This window comes from Streptomyces sp. NPDC110618 (assembly GCF_055657065.1).
The window spans coordinates 60,791-85,334 of sequence record NZ_JBVKBN010000005.1; the positions used below are offsets into that span (position 1 = coordinate 60,791).

At 71.1% G+C, this 24,544-nt stretch carries 21 protein-coding genes; 17 read left to right on the top strand and 4 right to left on the bottom strand.

Annotated elements, in window-relative coordinates:
• The first annotated feature begins 85 nt into the window (after positions 1-85).
• Positions 86-475 carry a DUF3040 domain-containing protein gene (locus ACZ7L7_RS11375; RefSeq protein ID WP_453606978.1) on the top strand — a complete coding sequence of 130 codons (390 nt, stop codon included), beginning with the start codon at positions 86-88 and terminating at the stop codon, positions 473-475.
• A 304-nt stretch (positions 476-779) separates the two neighbouring features.
• On the opposite strand, the gene ACZ7L7_RS11380 is transcribed toward ACZ7L7_RS11375, so the two are convergent.
• The 4 genes from ACZ7L7_RS11380 to ACZ7L7_RS11395 form a co-directional block, all read right to left on the bottom strand.
• Positions 780-3,158, bottom strand: a complete 2,379-nt coding sequence (locus ACZ7L7_RS11380; RefSeq protein ID WP_285513119.1) for a transglutaminase TgpA family protein — start codon at positions 3,156-3,158, stop codon at positions 780-782.
• A complete protein-coding gene (locus tag ACZ7L7_RS11385; protein ID WP_472075646.1) occupies positions 3,155-4,519 on the bottom strand; it encodes a DUF58 domain-containing protein in 1,365 nt (454 codons plus the stop codon). The genes ACZ7L7_RS11380 and ACZ7L7_RS11385 overlap by 4 nt, the downstream gene beginning before the upstream one ends.
• Positions 4,519-5,556, bottom strand: coding sequence for an AAA family ATPase (locus tag ACZ7L7_RS11390; RefSeq protein WP_472075648.1), 1,038 nt, complete (start codon positions 5,554-5,556; stop codon positions 4,519-4,521). The genes ACZ7L7_RS11385 and ACZ7L7_RS11390 overlap by 1 nt, the downstream gene beginning before the upstream one ends.
• Positions 5,557-5,793: 237 nt before the next feature.
• Positions 5,794-6,342 carry a beta-class carbonic anhydrase gene (locus ACZ7L7_RS11395; RefSeq protein ID WP_285513122.1) on the bottom strand — a complete coding sequence of 183 codons (549 nt, stop codon included), beginning with the start codon at positions 6,340-6,342 and terminating at the stop codon, positions 5,794-5,796.
• Positions 6,343-6,761: 419 nt separating this feature from the next.
• Between ACZ7L7_RS11395 and rsmH the strand changes: the two genes are divergently transcribed.
• The 16 genes from rsmH to ACZ7L7_RS11475 all read left to right on the top strand — a co-directional run bounded on the left by rsmH (position 6,762) and on the right by ACZ7L7_RS11475 (position 24,418).
• The gene (gene rsmH, locus ACZ7L7_RS11400) at positions 6,762-7,718 is read left to right on the top strand and encodes a 16S rRNA (cytosine(1402)-N(4))-methyltransferase RsmH (RefSeq protein WP_472075650.1); all 957 of its coding nucleotides are present in this window, start codon (positions 6,762-6,764) and stop codon (positions 7,716-7,718) included.
• 21 nt (positions 7,719-7,739) lie between these two features.
• Positions 7,740-8,222 (top strand): cell division protein FtsL, encoded by a 483-nt coding sequence (ftsL, locus tag ACZ7L7_RS11405; protein ID WP_285513124.1) that lies wholly within the window; start codon positions 7,740-7,742, stop codon positions 8,220-8,222.
• Positions 8,223-8,229: 7 nt separating this feature from the next.
• Positions 8,230-10,188: a peptidoglycan D,D-transpeptidase FtsI family protein gene (locus ACZ7L7_RS11410; protein WP_453606984.1), complete on the top strand. Its 1,959-nt coding sequence runs from the start codon at positions 8,230-8,232 to the stop codon at positions 10,186-10,188.
• Between the two features lie 162 nt (positions 10,189-10,350).
• A complete protein-coding gene (locus ACZ7L7_RS11415) occupies positions 10,351-11,871 on the top strand; it encodes a UDP-N-acetylmuramoyl-L-alanyl-D-glutamate--2,6-diaminopimelate ligase (protein ID WP_285513335.1) in 1,521 nt (506 codons plus the stop codon).
• Positions 11,872-11,875: 4 nt separating this feature from the next.
• On the top strand, positions 11,876-13,291 hold the full coding sequence (locus ACZ7L7_RS11420; RefSeq protein ID WP_471592305.1) for a UDP-N-acetylmuramoyl-tripeptide--D-alanyl-D-alanine ligase: 1,416 nt from the start codon (positions 11,876-11,878) through the stop codon (positions 13,289-13,291).
• A complete protein-coding gene (gene mraY, locus ACZ7L7_RS11425; protein WP_285513127.1) occupies positions 13,288-14,361 on the top strand; it encodes a phospho-N-acetylmuramoyl-pentapeptide-transferase in 1,074 nt (357 codons plus the stop codon). The genes ACZ7L7_RS11420 and mraY overlap by 4 nt, the downstream gene beginning before the upstream one ends.
• Positions 14,343-15,782, top strand: a complete 1,440-nt coding sequence (gene murD, locus ACZ7L7_RS11430; protein WP_471428191.1) for a UDP-N-acetylmuramoyl-L-alanine--D-glutamate ligase — start codon at positions 14,343-14,345, stop codon at positions 15,780-15,782. Before mraY ends, murD begins: the two co-directional genes overlap by 19 nt.
• Positions 15,783-15,880: 98 nt before the next feature.
• The gene (gene ftsW / locus ACZ7L7_RS11435) at positions 15,881-17,242 is read left to right on the top strand and encodes a putative lipid II flippase FtsW (RefSeq protein ID WP_453606995.1); all 1,362 of its coding nucleotides are present in this window, start codon (positions 15,881-15,883) and stop codon (positions 17,240-17,242) included.
• A 6-nt stretch (positions 17,243-17,248) separates the two neighbouring features.
• A complete protein-coding gene (murG, locus tag ACZ7L7_RS11440) occupies positions 17,249-18,340 on the top strand; it encodes an undecaprenyldiphospho-muramoylpentapeptide beta-N-acetylglucosaminyltransferase (RefSeq protein ID WP_285513130.1) in 1,092 nt (363 codons plus the stop codon).
• Positions 18,341-18,365: 25 nt separating this feature from the next.
• Positions 18,366-19,160 (top strand): cell division protein FtsQ/DivIB, encoded by a 795-nt coding sequence (locus ACZ7L7_RS11445; protein WP_285513131.1) that lies wholly within the window; start codon positions 18,366-18,368, stop codon positions 19,158-19,160.
• A gap of 288 nt (positions 19,161-19,448) precedes the next feature.
• Positions 19,449-20,639, top strand: coding sequence for a cell division protein FtsZ (ftsZ, locus tag ACZ7L7_RS11450; protein WP_285513132.1), 1,191 nt, complete (start codon positions 19,449-19,451; stop codon positions 20,637-20,639).
• Entirely contained in the window at positions 20,636-21,364 is a 729-nt protein-coding gene (gene pgeF / locus ACZ7L7_RS11455; RefSeq protein WP_285513133.1) for a peptidoglycan editing factor PgeF, read from the top strand. Before ftsZ ends, pgeF begins: the two co-directional genes overlap by 4 nt.
• Before the next feature lie 6 nt (positions 21,365-21,370).
• Positions 21,371-22,090, top strand: a complete 720-nt coding sequence (locus ACZ7L7_RS11460; RefSeq protein WP_472075655.1) for a YggS family pyridoxal phosphate-dependent enzyme — start codon at positions 21,371-21,373, stop codon at positions 22,088-22,090.
• Between the two features lie 129 nt (positions 22,091-22,219).
• Entirely contained in the window at positions 22,220-22,861 is a 642-nt protein-coding gene (locus ACZ7L7_RS11465; RefSeq protein ID WP_093718518.1) for a cell division protein SepF, read from the top strand.
• 82 nt (positions 22,862-22,943) lie between these two features.
• The gene (locus ACZ7L7_RS11470) at positions 22,944-23,228 is read left to right on the top strand and encodes a YggT family protein (protein WP_007448661.1); all 285 of its coding nucleotides are present in this window, start codon (positions 22,944-22,946) and stop codon (positions 23,226-23,228) included.
• Between the two features lie 53 nt (positions 23,229-23,281).
• On the top strand, positions 23,282-24,418 hold the full coding sequence (locus tag ACZ7L7_RS11475) for a DivIVA domain-containing protein (protein WP_471592307.1): 1,137 nt from the start codon (positions 23,282-23,284) through the stop codon (positions 24,416-24,418).
• Positions 24,419-24,544 lie beyond the last annotated feature (126 nt).

Sequence of the window (24,544 nt, forward strand, 5' to 3'; positions counted from 1 at the left end):
GGGGCGGGTTTCACGGGGGCGATTCCCTGCCTATCCTGAAGGGACCCCCGGGTCGCCCCGGCGACTGCACGATGAGGAGGACTCCGTGCCGCTCTCGGAGCACGAGCAGCGCATGCTCGAGCAGATGGAGCGAGCGCTGTACGCCGAAGATCCCAAGTTCGCGACAGCGCTTGAAGGAAGCGGGCTGCGCACGTACACCCGGCGCAGGGTGTACCAGGCAGTCGCCGGCTTCCTCGTGGGTATCGCGCTCCTCATGGCTGGAATGGTCGCCAAGCAGGTCTGGCTCAGCGTGGTGGGATTCCTCGTCATGCTGGGTTGCGCGGTACTCGCCGTGACCGGCTGGCGCAAGGCTCCCAAGCCGGGTGAACAGCCCGCGGGCGGTCATCAGACCGGCCGTCAGGGTCGGACCAAGCGCTCCATGATGGACCGGATCGAGCAGCGCTGGCAGCGGCGCCGCGACGAACAGGGCCACTGAGAGCCTCAGCTCCTGGACATCGGTGAGGGGGCGACCACCGTCGGGTGGTCGCCCCCTCACGCATGCCTTCACGCAGGTGACGCCGGCGCGGCCGGGCGGACACACCGACGGTGATCGGCGCATCCGGCCGAGCCGGTGACTGGCGGAAACGGGCCGCGGGGACGTCGGAACACCCGCCCGTCGGTGACCCGAATCCGACAGTCGCCGCCGTCGAACGGATCCGCCGCGACGGCGCCGGCAACGCTCGCCCCCGCCGGATCCGGGGCGCCCCGGGACCAGGGCGCCCCCACCAGCCCAGCGGCCGTCAGCCCCGCTGCCCCGACGGCTTGCGCCACGTCGGCCGCACCGCGGCGAGCCGCGCGGTGAACCCGCGCCACCGGTCCGACGCCGCCCACACCACACGAACGGTCGAGCGCGGCATGAACAGCGCTCGCAGCCGGGTCGAGCGGCTGAGGCTGCCCCGCAGGGCGGCCACGACCTGGCGGACGTCCTGAGCGAGTCCCGCGGCCGGTCGCGGCCGGGGCGCGTACAGCACCTGCTCCACCGCGTCCGCCACCCGGTGCACCGCGGCCGCCGCCTCCGGATCGAGATGCCCGAGCCGGACGATCCGGGCCGCCGCCTTGCGCGGGGTCTGCGACTCCTCCGGCGCGATCCCGAAGTCCCACGCCGTGTCGGTGAGCTCCTGCCACACCGCCAGGATGTGCGGTGCCGCGTCGTCCTCGCCGCGTCCGTGCGCCCCGAGGCGCGCCGCCCTGGTCCGCAGCCGCCACAGCATCGGTGACAGCGGGATCAACAGCGCCGCCGCCCCGGCCAGCGACCAGGCCAGCAGCGCCCACCACTTCGGACCGTCGTCGCTCGTGACCAGCGCGGCCTCGGGCGACTCGCTGGCGCACAGCTCCGGCCGGCCCGCCGCGCAGCTCTCGCTCTCCGACGGCTCGGTGCTCGGCGCCGCGCTGGCCGACTGGGTCGGCCGCGCCACGTCCGGCAGGGTGCTGCCGGACGGGTCCGGCTGTGTGTACTCGGGGACCGTGCCGCGGGACGGGGTCGGCTCGAAGCGGGTCCAGCCGACGCCCTCGAAGTACAGCTCCGGCCAGGCGTGCGCGTCCTTCAGGCCCACCGACACCGACTCGTCGCCCTGCGGGGTGCCCGGCGCGAAGCCGACCGCCACCCGTGCCGGGATGCCCAGTGAGCGGGCCATCGCCGCCATCGAGAAGGAGTAGTGGACGCAGAAGCCCCGCTTGTCCTCCAGGAACCGGGCGATCGCCTTGGAGCCGCTGCCGACGTCCACCTGGGTGTCGTACTCGAAGCCGCCGGTGAGCGTGAAGTACTCCTGGATCTTCACCGCCTGCTCGTACGGGTTCTTCGCACCCTCGGTCACCTCGCGCGCGGTCTGCGCGACCACGTCCGGCAGCGACTTGGGCAGCTTGGTGAACTCCCGCTTGATGGCCGCCGGCGGCTCCGGAGCCGAGGCCAGCTGATCCGCCGTGGGCTGCACGTCGAGGCTGCGCACGGTGTAGGTCAGACCGCGGGTGTTCTGGCCGTGGTCGCCGACCAGGGTCATACCGAGCGGTTCATAGCGCCAGTTGCCCTCGACGTCCACACCGCTGGGCGGGTAGGGCATCGGCAGCCAGTCCTGGGCGTACCAGTTCGCCGCCGAGATCCGGGTGGCGACCTCCGCGCGCTTGATGTCCGGGCTCAGCCCGATCGGCGTGGGGAAGTCGTCGTCCGGCACCGCGGTGATGTTGCGCTTGGACGGCTTCCAGGTGGTGCCGTCGAAGTCGTCCAGGGACACGATCCGCAGGTACATGTCGGAGATGTTCTCCGAGGTGGTGCGCAGGGTGAGGACCTCGCGGTCCTCGTCCACGTTCAGGCTGTCGCGCAGGGAGACGAGCGGGTTCACCGCGGAGATCGTCCCGCCGCCGCCCGAACCGTTGCCCACCCCGGTGCCCGCGGCGTCCAGCAGGCCGCCGTTCATCGCGGGCAGCCCGAGCGGCACCACCAGGGCGATACCCAGGGCGACCACGCCGATCCGCCGCCCGGTGCGCACCGGCGCCACCGCGCCCGGCTCGGCGCCCGGAGCGCGCGGGGCACCGGCGAAGATCCGGCCCCACTGCGAGAGCCGGTCCCGGCCCTCGGCCAGCAGCAGCATCAGATAGCCGGCCGCCGCCACCAGGAACCACAGCCAGTCGGCACCGCCGTCGGACAGGCCCGCGGCGACCGAGTACAGCGCCAGCAGCGGCAGCCCGGCCGGGGCGGCGCTGCGGAAGGTCACCGCGAGGACGTCCACCGCCAGGCCGATGACCAGCACCCCGCCGACCAGCATCAGCCGGATGCCGTCGGTCAGCGGTGCCGGGATCGCGTACCGGGAGACGTCGTCCGAGCCCGCCTGGAGCAGGTCGGCGAAGCGCGTGATGGCCTCCGGACCCGGCAGCAGCCCGAACAGCGCCTGCTCCCGGGCGAACGCCAAGGTCAGCAGCAGCAAGGTGACCAGGGCCTGCGCGAACACGGTCAGCGAGCGGGCCAGCGGCACCCGGCGGGCCGCCATGCCGACGCCGGTCTGCACGGTGAGGATGAACAGCGCCTGGAAGATCCAGGTGGCCTTGTCGACCAGGGGCAGCAGGGCGCAGGCCGCGGCCAGGGTGGCCACGGCGGCGCACACCGCCAGTCGAGCCCGCCCGCTCATGCCGAGACCTCCCCGCCGCTCGCGGCGACGACGCCGTTGCGTTCCCGGTCCGCCTGCCGCCACAGCTCTTCCAGTGAGGCACCGCGCGGCACGCTCACCACCGTCCAGCCCGCCTCGCGCAGCATCCGCAGCCGCTCCTCGGCGGCCTCCGAGGGGCCGGCCCCGTCGGCGGGCTCGCGTGCCCAGGTCTCACTGTCCAGCAGGAAGGCGAGCGCGCCGCCGCTGCGCTGCCGCATCCGGGCGGCCACCGTGGCCTGCTCCTCGTCCAGATCGCCGAAGAACGCCACCAGCAGCCCCTCGTTCCCGCCGCGCAGCACGTCGTAGGCCCGGGACAGGCCGGTGCCGTCGGAGTGCTCGATCACGGCGAGGGTGTCCATCATCAGCCCGGCCGCGTCCGCCGACTCCTGGTTGGCGCCCGCGAACCCGTCGGCGCCCTCACCGGGCACCGAGTTGCCGGTGTCGGTCAGCAGCCGCACCGAGAAGCCCCGCTCCAGCATGTGCACCAGCACCGAGGCGGCACCGGAGACCGCCCACTCGAAGGCGGAATCGGGGCCCGCGCCCTCGAAGGCCAGGTCCCGGGTGTCCAGCAGCACCGTGCAGCGGGCGCGCTGCGGCTGCTCCTCGCGGCGCACCATCAGCTCGCCGTAGCGGGCGGTGGAGCGCCAGTGCACCCGGCGCAGGTCGTCGCCGTAGCGGTAGCCGCGCGGGATGACGTCGTCCTCGCCGGCCAGCGCCAGCGAGCGCTGCCGTCCGTCGCCGTACCCCTTGGCCTCGCCGCTCAGGCGGACCGGGGGCAGTGCCTCCACGCGCGGGATCACCGTGAGGGTGTCGTACGTGGAGAAGGAGCGGGTCAGCTCGCACATGCCGAAGGGGTCGCTCAGGCGCAGCTGGAGCGGCCCCAGCGGATAGCGGCCGCGCAGGTCGGAGCGGACCCGGTAGGAGACCTCGCGGCGGCCGCCCGCCTCCACCCGGTCCAGCACGAAGCGGGGGCGCGGGCCGAGGACGTAGGGCACCCGGTCCTGGAGCATCAGCAGGCCGGTGGGCAGCCGCGAGACGTTGTCCATCCGCAGATGGACCCGGGCCTCGCTGCCGGCGGGCACCCGCGCGGGGGAGAGCCGGCGGCTGCCGGCCACCCGGTAGCGGGTGCGGTAGAGCACGGTCGCGCAGACCAGGGGCAGCACCGCGAGCAGCAGGCCGACCCGGAGCAGGTCGCTCTGGCCGAGGACGTACGCGCAGATCGCGGCGGCCACTCCGGCGGCCAGGAAGGACCGGCCGCGGGTGGTCAGCCCCGACAGCGCGGTGCGCATTCCGCCCGGTTCACCCCGGTCGGGCTGCGACGGTCCTGTCCCCCCAGTGCTCATCACAGCCTCCGCGGCGGCTGCTGCGGGTAGGCCGGGGCGGCGCCGCGGAGGCCGGCCAGGCCGCCTTGCTGGGGCGCGGCGGGCACCGGGGTGCGCTGCAGGATCTCCTGCACGACCTGTTCCGACGTACGGCGGTTGAGCTGGGCCTGGGCGGTGGGCAGCAGCCGGTGGGCCAGGACGGCCACGGCGAGCGCCTGCACATCGTCCGGCAGGGCGTACTCCCGGCCGCTCAGCGCGGCGGACGCCTTCGCCGCGCGCAGCAGGTGCAGCGTCGCGCGCGGGGAGGCGCCGAGTCTGAGGTCGGGGTGGGTACGCGTGGCCGCGACCAGGTCCACCGCGTAGCGCCGGACCGGTTCGGCGACGTGGACGCCGCGGACGGCGTCGATCAGCTTCACGATCTCGTGGGTGTGGGCCACCGGCTGGAGGTCGTCCAGCGGGTTCACCCCGCCGTGGATGTCGAGCATCTGCAGCTCGGCCTCCGCGCTGGGGTAGCCGATCGAGACACGGGCCATGAAGCGGTCGCGCTGGGCCTCGGGCAACGGGTAGGTGCCCTCCATCTCGACCGGGTTCTGGGTGGCCACCACCATGAAGGGGCTGGGCAGCTCGTAGGTGTGCCCGTCGATGGTGACCTGCCGCTCCTCCATGGACTCCAGCAGCGCGGACTGGGTCTTGGGCGAGGCGCGGTTGATCTCGTCGCCGATCACGATCTGCGCGAAGATCGCGCCCGGTTTGAACTCGAAGTCCCGGCGCTGCTGGTCCCAGATGGACACCCCGGTGATGTCCGAGGGCAGCAGGTCGGGCGTGAACTGAATACGCCGCACCGAGCCGTCGATGGACCGTGCCAGTGCCTTGGCCAGCATTGTCTTGCCCACGCCGGGCACATCCTCGATCAGAAGATGCCCCTCGGCGAGCAGTACGGTCAGCGAAAGCCGTACGACCTCGGGCTTGCCCTCGATCACTCCCTCCACCGAACTGCGGACACGCTCCACGGTGGCGGTCAGATCAGTGAGGCTCGCTCGATCGTCATAGGTCGTCACCCGGCCCTCCTCGGCCCGTTCTTTCCGGGCCGACGCTCTGCGATGCGGACCGGCCCACCCCGAAACACGGACACCACACGGGAAAAGTTCCGCGCGACGCCACACGGGCATTCTTGCTGCCGTTACCGATTCGTGTCACTCGCCTGTGGACAAGTGCCGGAGTTATGTCCAGCTTTACTGCCTTTTGGGCGGTCCGTAGCTGGAAATCAACAGCGGAACGACAGCTTCCGCAGGGGTTCAGGCGGGGTCGATCTCGCGCAGCAGACCGGTGCGCACATCGAAGACGAAGCCTCGCACATCGTCGGTGTGCAGCAGGAACGGGGAGGTCCGCACGCGCTGCATGGACTGGCGCACGTCCTGGTCGACGTCCCGGAAGGCCTCCACGGCCCAGGCCGGGCGCTGGCCGACCTCCATCTCCAGATCGTGCCGGAACTCCTCGGTGAGGGACTCCAGGCCGCAGCCGGTGTGGTGGATCAGCACCACGCTGCGGGTGCCGAGCGCGCGCTGGCTGATGGTCAGGGAGCGGATCACGTCGTCCGTGACCACTCCGCCCGCGTTGCGGATGGTGTGACAGTCGCCGAGCTCCAGGCCGAGCGCGGCGTGCAGGTCGAGCCGGGCGTCCATGCAGGCCACCACGGCGACATGCAGGACCGGACGGGCGTCCATGCCCGGATCGGAGAACGCGGCGGCGTACTGCGCGTTCGCCTCGACAAGACGGTCGGTGACCGTACCGCCGTCGGCTATCGAGCCGTGGGAACCCGCGGGTACCGGTGCAGATGTCGTCATGGCTACGACGGTACTGGTCACCTCCTGTCCCGTCCCGCTGTGAGAGGGGACAAAGAATGTCATTGAGGTCTGTTGTGAGCTAACCCACAAGGGGGGTACGAGTGCGCCCGCAGGAGTGAAAAACACCTGTGGGCGGCTTCGCGCCGGCCCCGGGCCGCGCCGCGCAGGCCGGTTGATTGACCGCGAGACACCGTGGACTAAAGTGACGCGAAGCGGGAGGCGAGCCCTCCCTGCTGGACTGAACTTCCCGTAGGACCCGGCGCGCCCGCCGGAGTTTTCCCCACGTGCGCGGCGCGTACGTACGGCTCGGCCTCCTCCCGCTCCCGGCCGGCTGACGCTTCCGGCGCCGGTCGGCCTCCCCTTCACGAGCGGGCGGGGACCCGGCGGTGCGTACCGCCCGCCGGACCTGAGAGGGCCCCTTGAGCAACAGTCGACATGTCCCGGTGATGCTCCAGCGGTGCCTGGACATGTTGGCCCCCGCCCTGCAGGACCCCGGCGCCGTCGTCGTCGACTGCACCCTCGGGCTCGGCGGCCACAGCGAGGCCCTCCTGCAGCGCTTCCCCGAAGCCCGCCTCGTCGCGCTCGACCGGGACAAGGAGGCGCTGCGCCTGTCCGGCGAGCGGCTCGCCCCCTACGGCGAGCGCGCCGCCCTCGTCCACGCCGTCTACGACGAACTGCCCGAGGTCCTCGCCCGGCTCGGCATCCCGCGCGTCCAGGGCGTCCTGTTCGACCTCGGTGTCTCCTCCATGCAGCTCGACGAGGCCGACCGCGGCTTCGCCTACGCCCAGGACGCGCCCCTGGACATGCGCATGGACCAGACGACCGGCATCAGCGCCGCCGAGGTCCTCAACACCTATCCCGCCGGGGAACTGGTGCGGATCCTGCGTGCCTACGGCGAGGAGAAGCAGGCCAAGCGGATCGTCGCCGCCATCGTGCGCGAGCGGGAGAAGGAGCCGTTCAGCAACAGCGCGCGGCTGGTGGAACTGATCCGCGACGCGCTGCCGCAGGCCGCCAAGCGCACCGGCGGCAACCCGGCCAAGCGCACCTTCCAGGCGCTGCGCATCGAGGTCAACGGCGAGCTGTCTGTGCTGGAGCGGGCGATCCCGGCCGCCGTGAAGGCCCTCGCGGTGGGCGGACGGATCGCCGTGCTGTCGTACCACTCGCTGGAGGACCGGCTGGTCAAGCAGGTGTTCGCGGCCGGCGCCGCCACCACCGCGCCGCCCGGTCTGCCCGTCGTCCCCGAGCAGTACCAGCCCCGGCTCAAGCTGCTCACCCGCGGTGCCGAACTTCCCACCGAGGAAGAGGTCGCCGAGAACCGCCGGGCCGCGCCGGCGCGTCTTCGGGGGGCGGAGCGCATCAGGGAGGACGTCGAGTGAGCCGGTCTCACGGGAGGGCCAGTGAGTAGGAAACCCGAGCTCAAGGGGCGGGCGGCCCGGCTTGCCCGGCTCTTTCCGACGGGGACCGGGCAGGCCGCCCGTACGCCCTTCGTCGTCCTGGTGGTCCTCCTGCTCGGCGGCGGCCTGATCGGGCTGCTGGTGCTCAACAGCGCGCTCAGCGAGGGCGCCTTCCGGCTCGACGACCTCCAGCGGGAGACCAAGAGCCTCACCGACGAGGAACAGGCGCTCCAGCGCGACGTCGACGCCTACTCCGCGCCCGACGCCCTCCAGCGCCGCGCCCGTGAACTGGGCATGGTGCCCGGCGGCGACCCCGCCTTCCTCGACCCCGACGGCACCGTCAAGGGCGTCCCCGCCCCGGCCGCCGCCCCGGCCCGCCCGACCAAGGCCCCCGACCCCTTGGTCCTGGCCCCCGAGGCGTACCCGACGAAGTCGCCGACCCCGACCTCGACGCCGTCCGCGACCCCGACAACCCCCGGCAGGTGACGCACCCGTGGCCGACTCAGGGAAACAACCGCCGCGCCGCCGGGTTCCCGGGCCCGCCAGGCCCGAGCGCGCGGGGAACCGGCGTACTCCCGGGCCCGGCGCACGGCCGGCCAGGCGTCCGGCCCGGCCCCGTACCGCCGCGGCGCCGCAGGCGCTCCGGCTGGGCAGCCCCCGGCCCCGGCTGCGCATGGTCGGGCTGGCGCTCACCCTCGTGCTGATCGCCTTCACCGTGCGGCTGCTCCAGGTGCAGGCCGTGGACGCCAGCACGTATGCCGCCAAGGCGGAGAAGAACCGGTACGTCGGCTACACCCTGGCCGCCGAGCGCGGCGGCATCACCGACCGCAACGGCGTGGCGCTCGCGGCCAGCGTGGACGCGTACGACATCACCGCCGACCCCACGATGTTCACGCGCAAGGCGCTCAAGACCGGCGACGGTCCCGAGCAGGCCGCCGCGCTGCTCGCGCCGATCCTCGGCCAGGAGCAGGAGGAACTCACCAGGAAGCTGCGCGCCAAGGGGCAGTACGTGCTGCTCTCCCGGCGGCAGACCCCGCAGGTCTGGAAGCAGATCAAGGACCTCAAGAGCGCGCTGGCCACCAAGGCCGAGACCGACCCCGGCACCGTCAACGTCCTCGCCGGGATCTTCTCGGTCGCCAGCAGCAAGCGCGTGTACCCCAACGGAGACCTCGCCGCCGGGATACTGGGCTGGGTCAACTACGAGGGCAAAGGCGGCGGCGGCATCGAGGCGCAGCTGAACGAGGAGCTGTCCGGCAAGGACGGCAAGATCCGCTACGCCCAGTCCGGCGGACGCCAGGTGCCGACCGCCGGGTCCACCGAGACCCCCGCGGTGCCCGGCAGCGACGTCGAGCTGACCATCGACCGCGACATCCAGTGGGCCGCGCAGAACGCCATCAGCGAGCAGGTCAAGGAGTCCAAGGCCGACCGCGGCTATGTGATCGTCCAGGACACCCGCACCGGCGAGATCCTCGCCATGGCCAACTCACCCGGCTTCGACCCCAACGACCTCTCCAAGGCCGACGGCGCCTCCCTGCACAACTGGAGCCTGGAGGACGCCTACGAGCCCGGCTCGACGGCCAAGGTGATGTCGATGGCCGCAGTCCTGGAGGAGGGTGCCGCCACCCCCGAGACCCATGTCGTGGTGCCCAACCGGCTGCACCGCGGCGACCGCCTCTTCCGCGACGACATCGACCACGAGACCTGGTACCTGACGCTCAACGGCGTGCTCGCCAAGTCCAGCAACATCGGCACCATCCTGGCCACCGGCCAGCTCGGGAAGACCCAGCAGGAGGCGAACAAGGTCCTCTACTCCTACCTGCGCAAGTTCGGCCTGGGCAGCCACACCGGACTCGGCTTCCCCGGTGAGACCAAGGGCATCCTCGCCCCGCCCGAGGAGTGGTCGACCTCGCAGCAGTACACGATTCCTTTCGGCCAGGGCGTCTCCGTGAACGCCATGCAGGCCGCCTCGGTCTACTCGACCATCGCCAACGGCGGAGTCCGCGTCGAGCCCACCCTCGTACGCGGCACCAAGGGACCCGACGGGCGCTTCACCCCCGCCCCGAAGCCCGGGAAGACAAGGGTCGTGAGCGCCAGGACGGCGAAGACCCTCGCCCGGATGCTGGAGTCGGTCGTGGACGACCGGGAGGGCACCGGCACCAAGGCGCGCATTCCCGGCTACCGGGTCGCGGGCAAGACCGGTACGGCCAACCGCGTGGATCCGGCCACCGGCAAGTACCACGGCTACACCTCCTCCTTCGCCGGATTCGCCCCCGCCGACCAGCCCCGGATCACCGTCTACTGCGCCATCCAGAACGCCACCAAGGGCAGCTACTTCGGCGGCCAGATCTGCGGCCCCGTCTACAAGCAGGTCATGGAGTTCGCGCTGAAGACCCTCCAGGTCCCGCCGACCGGGGCCGCGCCCGCCAACCTCCCGGTCACCTACAAGCCCTGATCAGTACCGAGCAGCCAGGAACCACCCGTGACAACGATCACCCCGGACTCCGGGAACCAGGAGCCGTCGGCCCACTCGCTTCGCTCCGAGGCGGGTCAGCCCGGTACGCTCACCGCCGTGCCACACGCTGATCAGTCCCAAACCACCCAGAAGGGCGCACCCGTGACGTATCCCGGGCCGCCCCGGCCGGTCCAGCTCTCCGTCACACCCCTCGCGGAGCTCGCCGACCAGCTGGGTGCCCCCGCGCCGGACCAGGACGCCGAGGTCACGGGCATCACCCACGACTCGCGCGCCGTCCGCCCCGGCGACCTGTACGCCGCTCTGCCGGGGGCCCGGCTGCACGGCGCCGACTTCGTCGCCCAGGCCGCCGGCCTCGGCGCGGTCGCCGTGCTCACCGACCCCACTGGCGCCGACCGCGCCGCCGCCACCGGCCTGCCCGTCCTGGTCGTCGACGACCCCCGCGGACAGATGGGCGAACTGGCGGCCACCATCTACGGCCACCCCGGCCGGGACCTGCTCCAGATCGGCATCACCGGCACCTCCGGCAAGACCACCACCGCCTACCTCGTCGAGGGCGGCCTGAAGACCGTCCGCTCCACCGGCCTGATCGGCACCGTGGAGATGCGCATCGGCGAGGAGCGCATCAAGTCCGAGCGCACCACGCCCGAGGCCACCGACCTGCAGGCCCTGTTCGCCGTCATGCGCGAGCGCGGCGTCCAGGCGGTCGCCATGGAGGTCTCCAGCCACGCCCTGGTCCTCGGCCGGGTCGACGGCTGCGTCTTCGACATCGCCGTCTTCAACAACCTCAGCCCGGAGCACATGGAGTTCCACTCCGACATGGAGGACTACTTCCGGGCCAAGGCGCGGCTGTTCACACCCGAGCGCAGCAAACGCGGCGTGATCAACCTCGACGACGAGTACGGGCGCAGGCTCGCCAAGGAAGCCACCGTCCCCGTCGTCACCTTCTCCGCCGAGGGCCACCCCGACGCCGACTGGCGCGCCGAGGACGTCAAGGTCGGCCCGATGGACTCCACGTTCACCGTGGTCAGCCCCAAGGGCGAGCGGATCGCCGCCCGTTCCCCGCTGGCCGGTCCGTTCAACGTGGCCAACACCCTGGCCGCCGTCGTCGCCCTGGCCGAGGCCGGCCTCGACCCGCAGGCCGCCGCCGACGGCATCGCCGCTGTGCCCGGGGTGCCCGGCCGGCTGGAGCGGGTGGACGTCGGCCAGCCCTATCTCGCGGTCGTGGACTACGCCCACAAGACCGACGCGGTCGAATCGGTACTGCGCGCCCTGCGCAAGGTCACCGAGGGCAGGCTGCACGTCGTGCTCGGCTGCGGAGGCGACCGGGACACCACCAAGCGCGCGCCGATGGGCGCGGCCGCCGCCCGGCTCGCCGACACCGCCGTACTGACCTCCGACAACCCCCGCTCCGAGGACCCCCTCGCGATCCTCGCCACCATGCTCCAGGGCGCGGCCTCCGTGCCCCGGCACGAGCGCGGCGAGGTCCAGGTCTTCGAGGACCGGGCCGCCGCCATCGCCGCCGCCGTGGCCCGCGCACAGCCCGGCGACACCGTGCTGGTCGCGGGTAAGGGCCACGAGCAGGGCCAGGACATCGCCGGGGTGGTGCGTCCCTTCGACGACCGCCAGGTGCTTCGCGAAGCCATTCAGCAGACCCAGGGATGAACTTGTGATCGCCCTCTCTCTCGCCGAGATCGCAGAAGTCGTCGGCGGGCAGACGTACGACATACCGGATCCGTCCGTCCGGGTCACCGGACCGGTCGTCCGGGACTCCCGTGAGGCCGTCCCCGGCAGCCTCTTCGTCGCCTTCGCCGGCGAACGCGTCGACGGCCACGACTTCGCCGCCGCGGTCGTCGAGGCGGGCGCGGTGGCCGTGCTGGCCGCACGGCCCGTCGGAGTGCCCGCGATCGTCGTGGACGACGTCCAGACCGCCCTCGGCGCGCTCGCCCGGCACGTCGTCGCCAAGCTCGGCACCACCCTCGTGGCCCTCACCGGCTCGGCCGGCAAGACCTCCACCAAGGACCTGGTCGCCCAGGTGCTCCGGCGCAAGGCGCCGACGGTGTTCACGCCCGGCTCCCTCAACAACGAGATCGGGCTGCCGCTCACCGCGCTCAGCGCCACCGAGGAAACCCGCTTCCTGGTGCTGGAGATGGGCGCCCGCGGGCTTGGCCACATCCGCTACCTCACCGGGCTCACCCCGCCCCGCGTCGGCCTGGTGCTCAACGTCGGCACCGCCCACATCGGCGAGTTCGGCGGCCGCGAGCAGATCGCCGAGGCCAAGGGCGAACTCGTCGAGGCGCTGCCCGCCGAGGCGGACGGCGGTGTCGCGGTCCTCAACGCCGACGACCCCTTGGTACGGGCCATGGCCGCCCGAACGAAGGCGAAGGTGCTCCTTTTCGGAGAGTCCGGCGAAGCGGACGTTCGCGCCGAGAACGTACGACTCACGGACAGCGGACAGCCCTCCTTCCTGCTTCACACACCCTCCGGTGCAAGCGAAGTGACCATGCGCCTGTACGGTGAGCACCACGTGTCGAACGCGCTCGCCGCGGCCGCCGTCGCCCACGAGCTGGGCATGTCCGCGGAAGAGATCGCCACCGCGCTCTCCGAGGCGGGCTCCCTCTCCCGCTGGCGGATGGAGGTCACCGAGCGCCCGGACGGCGTGACGGTCGTCAACGACGCCTACAACGCGAACCCCGAGTCCATGCGAGCCGCCCTGCGCGCGCTCGCGGCGATGGGCAAGGGGCGGCGGACCTGGGCGGTGCTCGGCAAGATGGCCGAGCTCGGGGACGAGGCGCTCGCCGAGCACGACGCGGTCGGACGGCTCGCCGTCCGGCTCAACGTCAGCAAGCTCGTCGCGGTCGGGGGCAGGGAAGCGTCCTGGCTGCAACTGGGCGCATATAACGAGGGTTCGTGGGGTGAGGAGTCGGTGCACGTGTCCGACGCACAGGCGGCGGTCGACCTGTTGCGCAGCGAGTTGCGCCCGGGGGACGTCGTGCTCGTGAAGGCGTCCCGGTCGGTCGGCCTGGAGAGCGTGGCGCAGGCGCTCATCGAGACCGGTGCCGAGGGTGAGGTTGCCGCCCGATGATGAAGCAGATCCTGTTCGCAGGAGTCATTGGCCTCTTCCTGACACTGATCGGCACACCGCTGCTGATCAAGCTGCTCGCCCGCAAGGGCTACGGCCAGTACATCCGGGACGACGGCCCGCGCGAGCACGCCAGCAAGCGCGGTACGCCCACGATGGGCGGTATCGCCTTCATCCTGGCGACCGTCGCGGCCTACTTCCTGTCGAAGCTCATCACCGGCAAGCCGCCGACGTACTCCGGTGTGCTGGTGCTCGGCCTGATGGTCGGTATGGGTCTGGTCGGCTTCCTCGACGACTACATCAAGATCGTCAAGCGGCGTTCGCTGGGTCTGCGGGCCAAGGCGAAGATGGCCGGACAGCTGCTCGGCGGTATCGCCTTCGCGGTGCTCTCGCTGCAGTTCGAGGACGCCCGGGGCAACGCCCCGGCCTCCACCAAGCTGTCGTTCATCACGGACTTCGGCTGGACCATCGGCCCGGTGCTGTTCGTGGTCTGGGCGCTGTTCATGATCCTCGCGATGTCCAACGGCGTGAACCTCACCGACGGTCTGGACGGCCTCGCCACCGGTGCCTCCGTCCTGGTCTTCGGCGCCTACACCTTCATCGGTGTGTGGCAGTACCAGGAGTCCTGCGCCAACGCGCAGACCCTGACCAACCCGGGCGCCTGCTACGAGGTCCGCGACCCGCTCGACCTCGCGGTGGTCTCCGCCGCGCTGATGGGCGCCTGCCTCGGCTTCCTGTGGTGGAACACCTCGCCCGCCAAGATCTTCATGGGTGACACCGGCTCGCTGGCGCTCGGCGGTGTCCTCGCGGGCCTCGCCATCTGCTCCCGCACCGAGCTGCTGCTCGCCATCCTCGGCGGCCTGTTCGTGCTGATCACCATGTCGGTGGTCATCCAGGTCGGCTCCTTCCGGCTCACCGGCAAGCGCGTCTTCCGGATGGCGCCGCTTCAGCACCACTTCGAACTCAAGGGCTGGTCCGAGGTGCTCGTGGTGGTCCGGTTCTGGATCATCCAGGGCATCTGCGTGATCGTCGGCCTCGGCATCTTCTACGCGGGATGGGCAGCGGACAAGTGACCTCCTCGGGGCCCGAAGACTTCCAGGGCAAGCACATCACCGTCGCCGGGCTCGGCGTCTCCGGTGTCCCGGCCGCCAAGGTGCTGCACGCACGCGGCGCGATCGTCACCGTCGTCAACGACGGCGACGACGCCCGCGCGCGCGAACAGGCCGCGGAACTTGAGGAGCTGGGCGTCACCGTCCGCCTCGGCGACGGCGCCACCCTGCCCGAGGGCACCGAACTCGTCGTCACCGCGCCCGGCTGGCAGCCGGACAAGCCCCTCTTCGAAGCGGCCCGCGCCGCCGGTGTGGAGATCTGGGGCGACGTCGAACTCGCCTGGCGCCTGCGCGGCCCCGACGCCCCGCCCTGGCTCGCCGTCACCGGCACCAACGGCAAGACCACCACCGTGCAGATGCTCGCCTCCATCCTCAAGGCGGCGGGCCTGCGCACGGCGGCGGTCGGCAACATCGGCGTCTCCGTGCTGGACGCGGTCCTCGGCGAGGAGCAGTACGACGTCCTCGCCGTCGAACTCTCCAGCTACCAGTTGCACTGGGCGCCCTCCCTGCGCGCCCACTCCGCCGCGGTGCTCAACCTCGCCCCCGACCACCTCGACTGGCACGGCTCCATGGAGGCGTACGCCGCCGACAAGGGCCGCATCTACGAGGGCAATCGCGTCGCCTGCGTCTACAACGTGGCCGACAAGGCGACCGAGGACCTGGTGCGCGAGGCCGACGTCGAGGAGGGCTGCCGGGCCATCGGGTTCACCCTCGGCACCCCCGGCCCCTCCCAACTCGGCGTCGTCGAGGGCATCCTGGTCGACCGCGCCTTCGTGGAGAACCGGCACAAGAACGCCCAGGAGCTGGCCGAGGTCTCCGACGTCACCCCGCCCGCCCCGCACAACATCGCCAACGCCCTTGCCGCGGCCGCCCTCGCCCGTGCCTACGGGGTCCCCGCCAAGGCCGTACGGGACGGGCTGCGGGCCTTCACCCCGGACGCCCACCGCATCGCGCACGTGGCGGACGTGGCCGGGGTCTCCTACGTCGACGACTCCAAGGCCACCAACACCCACGCGGCGGAAGCCTCGTTGGCCGCCTACGAGTCCATCGTGTGGATCGCCGGCGGACTGGCCAAGGGCGCCACCTTCGACGAACTGGTCGCCAAGTCGGCGAAGCGGCTGCGCGGTGTCGTCCTGATCGGCGCCGACCGGGCCCTGATCCGCGAAGCGCTCGCGCGACACGCCCCGCAAGTGCCCATCGTCGACCTCGACCGGACCGACACTGGGGCGATGCTCGCGGCGGTCCGGGAGGCCCAGCGGCTCGCCACCGAGGGCGACACGGTGCTGCTGGCCCCGGCGTGCGCCTCGATGGACATGTTCGCCAACTACAACAAGCGCGGCGACGCGTTCGCGGAAGCGGTCCGCGAACTCGCGGCCGACGCCTGACGGAGGGTCTCGGCCGCTCAGTGTGCTTCGGGACCCGCTGAGGGACGGGGTGACTGTGATGTGGCTCGGGAGCGGTGGTCGGGTGCGAGGAGCCGGTGATGTCCAGTAGCCGTACGGGGCGTCCTCCCGTCCAGCGGACCGGCCGCCGCCCCGCCGCCGCGCGTCCCCCGCGCGAGAACCCGGTCCGCCGGCTGTACCTGCGCGCCAAGCGGGCCTGGGACCGGCCGCTGACCGCGTACTACCTGATCCTCGGCGGCAGCGCGCTGATCACCGTGCTCGGGCTGGTGATGGTCTACTCGGCCTCCCAGATCACGGCGCTGCAGATGTCGCTGCCGGGCTCGTACTTCTTCCGCAAGCAGTTGCTGGCCGCCGCGATCGGCGCCGGACTGCTGCTCGCCGCCTCCCGGATGCCGGTCAGACTGCACCGGGCGCTGGCCTATCCGATCCTCGCGGGCGCCGTCTTCCTCATGGCCCTGGTGCAGGTGCCCGGGATAGGAGTCGCGGTCAACGGCAACCAGAACTGGATCTCCGTCGGCGGCCCCTTCCAGCTCCAGCCCAGCGAGTTCGGCAAGCTGGCGCTGGTGCTGTGGGGCGCGGACCTGCTCGCCCGCAAGCAGGACAAGAAGCTGCTGATCCAGTGGAAGCACATGCTGGTGCCGCTGGTCCCGGTCGCCTTCATGCTGCTCGGGCTGATCATGCTCGGCGGCGACATGGGCACCGCGATCATCCTCACCGCGATCCTGTTCGGCCTGCTGTGGCTGTCGGGCGCGCCGACCCGGCTGTTCGTGGCGGTGCTCTCGGTCGCCGGACTGATCGGCCTGATCCTCATCAAGACCAGCCCGAACCGGATGGCCCGCCTGCAGTGCCTGGGCGCCACCGACCCCGGGCCCGGCGACGCCTGCTGGCAGGCGGTGCACGGGATCTACGCGCTCGCGTCCGGCGGGATCTTCGGTTCCGGGCTCGGGGCGAGTGTGGAGAAATGGGGACAACTGCCCGAAGCCCACACCGACTTCATCTTCGCCGTCACCGGTGAGGAACTGGGCCTGGCGGGGACGCTGTCGGTGCTCGCCCTCTTCGCGGCTCTAGGCTATGCGGGTATCCGCGTGGCCGGACGCACGGAAGACCCGTTCGTGAGGTATGCCGCGGGAGGCGTGACCACCTGGATCACCGCTCAGGCGGTGATCAACATCGGTGCGGTGCTCGGTCTGCTGCCGATCGCCGGTGTCCCCCTCCCGCTGTTCTCCTACGGCGGGTCGGCCCTGCTGCCGACCATGTTCGCCATCGGGCTGCTGATCGCCTTCGCACGTGACGAGCCCGCTGCGCGGGCGGCGCTTTCGATGCGGCAACCCCGCTTTGGTAGAAAGCGGGGTGCCGGGGGTTCCGCTGCGACCAGGGAACCCCGGAGATGGAACACGATGCGACGGCGCGCCTCGGCGGCGCGTTCGTCCGGAGAGCGGTGAATTTCGGTGCATGTCGTACTCGCCGGCGGAGGAACCGCGGGCCACATCGAGCCCGCGCTCGCCCTCGCGGACGCCCTGCGCAGGCAGGACCCCACCGTGGGCATCACGGCCCTGGGCACGGAACGGGGCCTGGAGACCAAGCTCGTCCCGCAGCGCGGCTACGAGCTGGCGCTGATCCCGGCCGTCCCGCTGCCCCGCAAGCCCACCCCCGAGCTGATCACCGTCCCGGGCCGGCTGCGCGGCACCATCAAGGCCGCCGAGCAGATCCTGGAGCGCACCAAGGCGGACGCCGTGGTCGGCTTCGGCGGCTACGTCGCCCTGCCCGGCTACCTGGCCGCCAAGCGCCTCGGCGTGCCGATCGTGATCCACGAGGCCAACGCCCGCCCCGGCCTCGCCAACAAGATCGGCTCGCGGTACGCGGCCCGGGTCGCCGTCTCCACCCCGGACAGCAAGCTGCGCGACGCCCGCTACATCGGCATCCCGCTGCGCCGCTCCATCGCCACCCTCGACCGTGCCGCCGTACGCCCCGAGGCGCGCGCGGCGTTCGGCCTCGACCCCAACCTGCCCACGCTGCTCGTCTCCGGCGGCTCCCAGGGCGCCCGGCGCCTCAATGAGGTCGTCCAGCAGGTCGCGCCCTATCTCCAGCAGGCCGGAATTCAGATCCTGCACGCGGTCGGCCCGAAGAACGAACTGCCGCACGTCCAGCAGATGCCGGGAATGCCCCCGTACATCCCGGTAAGTTACCTGGACCGGATGGACCTCGCGTACGCCGCGGCCGACATGATGCTCTGCCGTGCGGGCGCGATGACCGTCGCCGAACTCTCCGCCGTCGGACTCCCGGCCGCCTATGTCCCGCTGCCCATCGGCAACGGCGAACAGCGGCTGAACGCCCAGCCGGTGGTCAAGGCCGGCGGCGGACTGCTGGTCGACGACGCGGACCTCACCCCCGAGTGGGTGCAGCACAACGTCCTGCCCGTGCTCGCCGATCCGCACCGGCTGTACGAGATGTCCCGTGCCGCAAGCGAGTTCGGCCGCCGGGACGCCGACGAGCTGCTCGTCGGCATGGTGTACGAGGCGATCGCCTCGCACCGACGGTAGGACCGTATGACGGAGGGCAGGCAGCGTGGCCGGATCGACGACCGCCGAGCGCGGGGAACGTCAGCAGCAGTCGTCCGGCCCGCCCCCCGCCCGGCGGGTACGGCCACCACGGCTTCGTGTGATCATCATCCTCGCGGTCTGCCTCGCGCTCCTCGGGGCGGGCGGCGGCTGGGTGTTGTACGGCTCGGACTGGCTGCGCGTGGAGCGCGTGACGGTCTCCGGCACCCGGGTGCTCACCCCCGAGCAGGTGCGCGAGGCCGCCGAAGTGCCGGTGGGGGATCCGCTGCTCTCCGTCGACACCGACGCCATCGAGGCGCGCCTGAGGCGTGAACTGCCGCGTATCGACACGGTGGACGTGAGCCGTTCCTGGCCGGACGGAATCGGGCTGAAAGTCACCGAGCGAACCGCGGTCCTGGTGGTGCGAAAAGGCGGGAAGTTCGTCGAAGTGGACAAGGAAGGTGTCCGTTTCGCCACGGTTTCCAAGGCTCCCAAGGGAGTTCCCGCGCTGGAATTGAGGCTCGCCCGGTCCGGAACCGCCGCGGCCAGTCTGCGCCGCTTCGGCGAGCGGCGGCTGGTGCGCGAGGCGGTCCGGGTCGCCGCCGCCCTCCCGCAGGCCGTCTCCCGGCTCACCCGGAGCGTCAAGGTCCGTTCCTACGACGCCATCTCGCTGGAACTGACAGACGGCCGCACCGTCGACTGGGGCAGCTCCGAGAAGGGCGCGGCGAAGGCTCGCACACTCTCGGCTCTGATGAAAGCCTCCCCGGACGCACGGCACTTCGATGTGAGTGTTCCCACCGCCCCTGCGTCATCGGGGAGTTGACGCACATCCGCGCAGGCCAGCACCCTGGTTGGGCAGCGACACGGCTGATCACATAGGGTGAAAAGAAAAACGGGAGGTTCGGCGTGTTCGTTGAACGGGCGCCACTTGTCGACTTAGTGTCCTGTTCAGAAGACTCCAAGGAACAGACACACTGGTAACCCTAAACTTCAGGGTTAGGGTTCGGGTCGGCGCTACGGACCGTCCCATTCGGCATCAGTCGTCCGGATCGCGAGGCAGTAAGGCCCCGACGGTTCGGCGACACGTAACTCGAGGCGAGAGGCCTTCGACGTGGCAGCACCGCAGAACTACCTCGCAGTCATCAAAGTCATCGGTGTCGGCGGCGGTGGTGTCAATGCCATCAACCGGATGATCGAGGTCGGTCTCAAGGGCGTCGAGTTCATCGCCATCAACACTGACGCACAGGCGCTGTTGATGAGCGACGCCGACGTCAAGCTCGACGTCGGCCGTGAACTCACCCGCGGACTCGGCGCCGGAGCCAACCCGGCCGTCGGCCGCAAGGCCGCCGAGGACCACCGCGAGGAGATCGAGGAGGTCCTCAAGGGGGCCGACATGGTCTTCGTGACGGCCGGTGAAGGCGGCGGCACCGGCACCGGCGGCGCGCCCGTCGTGGCCAACATCGCACGCTCCCTGGGCGCCCTCACCATCGGCGTGGTCACCCGCCCGTTCACCTTCGAGGGACGCCGCCGGGCCAACCAGGCCGAGGACGGCATCGCCGAACTCCGCGAAGAGGTCGACACCCTCATCGTCATCCCCAACGACCGGCTGCTGTCCATCTCGGACCGCCAGGTCTCGGTCCTGGACGCCTTCAAGTCGGCCGACCAGGTCCTGCTCTCCGGTGTCCAGGGCATCACCGACCTGATCACCACCCCCGGTCTGATCAACCTCGACTTCGCCGACGTCAAGTCGGTCATGTCCGAGGCCGGTTCGGCCCTCATGGGCATCGGCTCGGCCCGCGGCGACGACCGCGCGGTGGCCGCGGCCGAGATGGCGATCTCCTCCCCGCTGCTGGAGGCGTCCATCGACGGCGCCCGCGGGGTGCTGCTCTCCATCTCCGGCGGCTCCGACCTCGGTCTGTTCGAGATCAACGAGGCCGCCCAGCTGGTCAGCGAGGCCGCCCACCCCGAGGCCAACATCATCTTCGGCGCGGTCATCGACGACGCCCTCGGCGACGAGGTCCGGGTCACCGTGATCGCGGCCGGGTTCGACGGCGGCCAGCCGCCCGCCAAGCGGGACAACATCCTCGGCTCCTCCTCCGCCAAGCGCGAGGAGCCGGCCCCGGTACGGCAGCCCGAGAGCCGCCCGTCCTTCGGCTCGCTCGGCAGCGTCACGCCGAAGGAGGAGCCGGCGCCCGCCCCCGAGCCGGTCGCCGACCTCCCGTCGAGCCCGCCGGTCCCGCCGTCCCGCACCTACGCGGACAGCCCGGCCGAGGAGCTGGACGTGCCGGACTTCCTGAAGTGATAGGACAGCGCGACACCGTGAACGGCGCGCACTTCGCCTTCACCGACAGGTGGGGCGGGGTGAGCGCCGTTCCGTACGAGGAGCTCAATCTCGGCGGCGCGGTCGGCGACGACCCGGGCGCGGTGCGGGTCAATCGCGAGCTGGCGGCCAAGTCACTCGGGATCGACCCGGGCCGGGTGGTCTGGATGAACCAGGTGCACGGCGACGCCGTCGCGGTGGTCGACGGGCCCTGGGGCGAGCGGCCGGTGCCGCAGGTCGACGCGATCGTCACCGCCGAGCCCGGACTCGCCCTCGCCGTCCTCACCGCCGACTGCGTCCCGGTCCTGCTCGCCGACCCGGTGGCACGTGTCGCCGCCGCGGCTCACGCGGGCCGTCCCGGCATGGTCGCCGGAGTCGTCCCGGCCGCGGTGCGCGCGATGACGGAACTGGGCGCCGAGCCGTCCCGGATCGTCGCCCGCACCGGACCCGCGGTGTGCGGCCGGTGCTACGAGGTGCCCGAGGAGATGCGCGCCGAGGTGTCCGCCGTCGAGCCGGCCGCGTACGCCGAGACGAGCTGGGGCACGCCGGCGGTCGATGTGACCGCGGGGGTGCACGCGCAGCTCGACCGGCTCGGGGTGCACGACCGGGAGCGGTCGCCGGTGTGCACGCGCGAATCGGGCGACCACTTCTCGTACCGCCGCGACCGGACCACGGGCCGGCTCGCGGGCTATGTCTGGCTGGACTGATAGGGCATGACGGAACGTAAGGAACAACTCGCAGCGAACCTGGCGAAAGTGGAGGAGCGCATCGCCGCGGCCTGCGCTTCCGCGGGGCGCAAGCGCGAGGAGGTGACCCTGATCGTGGTCACCAAGACCTATCCCGCGAGCGATGTGCGCATCCTGTCCGGACTGGGTGTGCGGCACGTCGCCGAGAACAAGGACCAGGACGCGGCACCCAAGGCCGCCGAATGTTCTGACCTGCCCCTTACTTGGCACTTTGTGGGTCAGTTGCAGACCAACAAGGTGCGATCCGTGGTCGGTTACGCGGATCTCGTGCAGTCCGTCGACCGGCCCAAGCTGGTGGCGGCCCTCTCCAAGGAGGCCGTGCGGGCGGAGCGCGAGGTGGGGTGTCTGATCCAGGTCGCGCTGGACGCGGGGGAGAAGGAGCGGGGGGACCGCGGCGGCGTGGCCCCCGGGGGGATCGGGGAGTTGGCCGATCTCATCGCCGGGGCTCCGGGGCTGCGGCTGGACGGACTGATGACGGTCGCACCTCTGACCGGAGAGTACGCGGGACGTGAACGGGCGGCGTTCGAGCGGTTGATGGATTTGTCGACCGACCTGCGCCGAGGCCATCCGGCTGCGAACATGGTCTCGGCAGGAATGAGTGCGGACCTCGAACAGGCCGTGGCGGCCGGGGCGACACATGTACGCGTCGGCAGCGCGGTACTCGGAGTCCGCGCGAGGCTCGGGTAACGTCGCCAGGAAGTCGGACCACAGCAGAAAATATGGTCATTACCGCTGAAGAGCGGTTGTAACGACCTCGTGGATCGCGGGCACTTGGCAGTAGTCAGTCGATCCACCACAGAGCGGAGGACTCAGAGCATGGCCGGCGCGATGCGCAAGATGGCGGTCTACCTCGGCCTCGTGGAGGACGATGGGTACGACGGCCGCGGTTTTGACCCCGACGACGACTTCGAACCCGAACTCGACCCGGAGCCCGAGCGGGACCACCGGCCGCACGAGCGGTCGCACCAGTCCCACGGTGCACATCAGTCCCAAAGGGACGAATCGGTACGAGTCGTACAGCCCTCGACGCCCCGGGACCCGGTGCCTCATTCCGCTTCGCTAGCCGCGGAATCGGGGCGCCCGGCGCGGATCGCGCCCGTGGCGTCCATCACACAAGAACGTCAGAGCCTGGAGAAGAACGCGCCGGTGATCATGCCCAAGGTCGTGTCGGAACGAGAGCCGTACCGGATCACCACGCTTCACCCGCGGACCTACAACGAGGCCCGTACCATCGGGGAACACTTCCGTGAGGGCACCCCGGTGATCATGAATCTCACTGAGATGGATGACACAGATGCCAAGCGACTTGTCGACTTTGCGGCGGGTTTGGTGTTTGGTCTTCACGGCAGCATCGAGCGGGTGACGCAGAAGGTGTTCCTGTTGTCGCCTGCTAACGTCGATGTCACGGCGGAGGACAAGGCCCGCATCGCAGAGGGCGGGTTCTTCAACCAGAGCTGAGACGCACAACCGGATAAAGCAGTACAAGAGTTACAACCGCAGTACCGCAGCAGCACGGAACAGGGGAGAGGGAAGCAAGGGCATGAGCGTGGTCCTGGATGTCGTCTACATCGCGCTGATGTGCTTCCTCATCGTGCTGATCTTCCGGTTGGTCATGGACTATGTCTTCCAGTTCGCCCGCTCGTGGCAACCCGGCAAGGCGATGGTGGTCGTTCTGGAGGCCACCTACACTGTCACTGATCCACCGCTCAAGCTTCTGCGGCGGTTCATTCCGCCGCTGCGTCTCGGGGGCGTGGCGCTCGACCTGTCCTTCTTCGTACTGATGATCATCGTCTACATCCTGATCTCGATCGTGAGCCGGCTGTGAGCGATGTGAACTACCGTCTTGCCGAATGCCGACGACTACGTTGAGGTGAAGAGATGCCGTTGACCCCCGAGGACGTGCGGAACAAGCAGTTCACGACCGTCCGCCTCCGAGAAGGCTATGACGAGGACGAGGTCGATGCCTTCCTCGACGAGGTCGAAGCCGAACTGACCCGCCTGCTCCGCGAGAACGAGGACCTGCGCGCCAAGCTGGCCGCGGCCACGCGCGCGGCCGCGCAGAACCAGCAGAACATGCGCAAGCCTCCGGAGCAGCCGCAGGACCAGCAGCAGGGCGGCATGCCCCAGCAGGGCGGTATGCCGCAGCAGGGCATGCGAGGTCCCGGCGCTCCGGTGCCCGCCGGCATATCGGGCCCGCCGCAGCAGCAGATGGGCGGCCCCATGGGTGGCCCGCCCCAGCTGCCGAGCGGTGCCCCGCAGCTGCCCGCCGGTCCCGGCGGTCAGGGCGGTCCGCAGGGTCCCGGTCCGATGGGCCAGGGTCCCGGTCCGATGGGTCAGCCCCCGATGCAGCAGCAGATGGGCGGTCCGATGGGCGGCCCCATGGGCGGTCCGATGGGCGGCCCCGGTCAGGGCCCCGGTGGCGACAGCGCCGCCCGTGTCCTCTCGCTGGCCCAGCAGACCGCCGACCAGGCGATCGCCGAGGCCCGTTCCGAGGCCAACAAGATCGTGGGCGAGGCGCGTTCGCGTGCCGAGGGTCTGGAGCGCGACGCCCGCGCCAAGGCCGACGCCCTGGAGCGGGACGCACAGGAGAAGCACCGCGTCGCGATGGGCTCCCTGGAGTCCGCCCGCGCCACGCTGGAGCGCAAGGTCGAGGACCTGCGCGGCTTCGAGCGCGAGTACCGCACCCGCCTGAAGTCCTACCTGGAGTCGCAGCTGCGCCAGTTGGAGACCCAGGCCGACGACTCGCTGGCTCCGCCGCGCACTCCGGCCACCGCCTCCCTGCCGCCGTCCCCGGCGCCCTCGATGGCCCCGGCCGGTGCGGGTGCCCCGTCCTACGGCGGCAACCAGGGCATGGGCGGCGGTCCTGCTCCGGCGGCCCCTTCCTACGGCGGCCAGCAGCAGATGTCCCCGGCGATGACCCAGCCGATGGCGCCGGTGCGCCCGCAGGGTCCGTCCCCGATGGGTCAGGCTCCCTCGCCGATGCGCGGTTTCCTGATCGACGAGGACGACAACTGACGGCCAGTAGTACGCCGTAGGCGTCGGCAGCGTTCAAGGGGCGAGCCCCGGACTTCGGTCCGGGGCTCGCCCCTTTTACCCGCGTTGACGCATGGCACCCGCCGTTGACGCGGCGCACCTGCGCAA

Bases quoted from the DNA above. Each gene is read 5' to 3' on its own strand.
- ACZ7L7_RS11475 (WP_471592307.1), top strand. From the start codon at position 23,282: ATGCCGTTGACCCCCGAGGACGTGCGGAACAAGCAGTTCACGACCGTC.
- ACZ7L7_RS11465 (WP_093718518.1), top strand. From the start codon at position 22,220: ATGGCCGGCGCGATGCGCAAGATGGCGGTCTACCTCGGCCTCGTGGAG.
- mraY (WP_285513127.1), top strand. From the start codon at position 13,288: ATGATGAAGCAGATCCTGTTCGCAGGAGTCATTGGCCTCTTCCTGACA.
- ACZ7L7_RS11460 (WP_472075655.1), top strand. From the start codon at position 21,371: ATGACGGAACGTAAGGAACAACTCGCAGCGAACCTGGCGAAAGTGGAG.
- ACZ7L7_RS11395 (WP_285513122.1), bottom strand. From the start codon at position 6,342: ATGACGACATCTGCACCGGTACCCGCGGGTTCCCACGGCTCGATAGCC.
- ACZ7L7_RS11385 (WP_472075646.1), bottom strand. From the start codon at position 4,519: ATGAGCACTGGGGGGACAGGACCGTCGCAGCCCGACCGGGGTGAACCG.
- ACZ7L7_RS11470 (WP_007448661.1), top strand. From the start codon at position 22,944: ATGAGCGTGGTCCTGGATGTCGTCTACATCGCGCTGATGTGCTTCCTC.
- ftsW (WP_453606995.1), top strand. From the start codon at position 15,881: ATGTCCAGTAGCCGTACGGGGCGTCCTCCCGTCCAGCGGACCGGCCGC.
- ACZ7L7_RS11380 (WP_285513119.1), bottom strand. From the start codon at position 3,158: ATGAGCGGGCGGGCTCGACTGGCGGTGTGCGCCGCCGTGGCCACCCTG.
- murD (WP_471428191.1), top strand. From the start codon at position 14,343: ATGGGCAGCGGACAAGTGACCTCCTCGGGGCCCGAAGACTTCCAGGGC.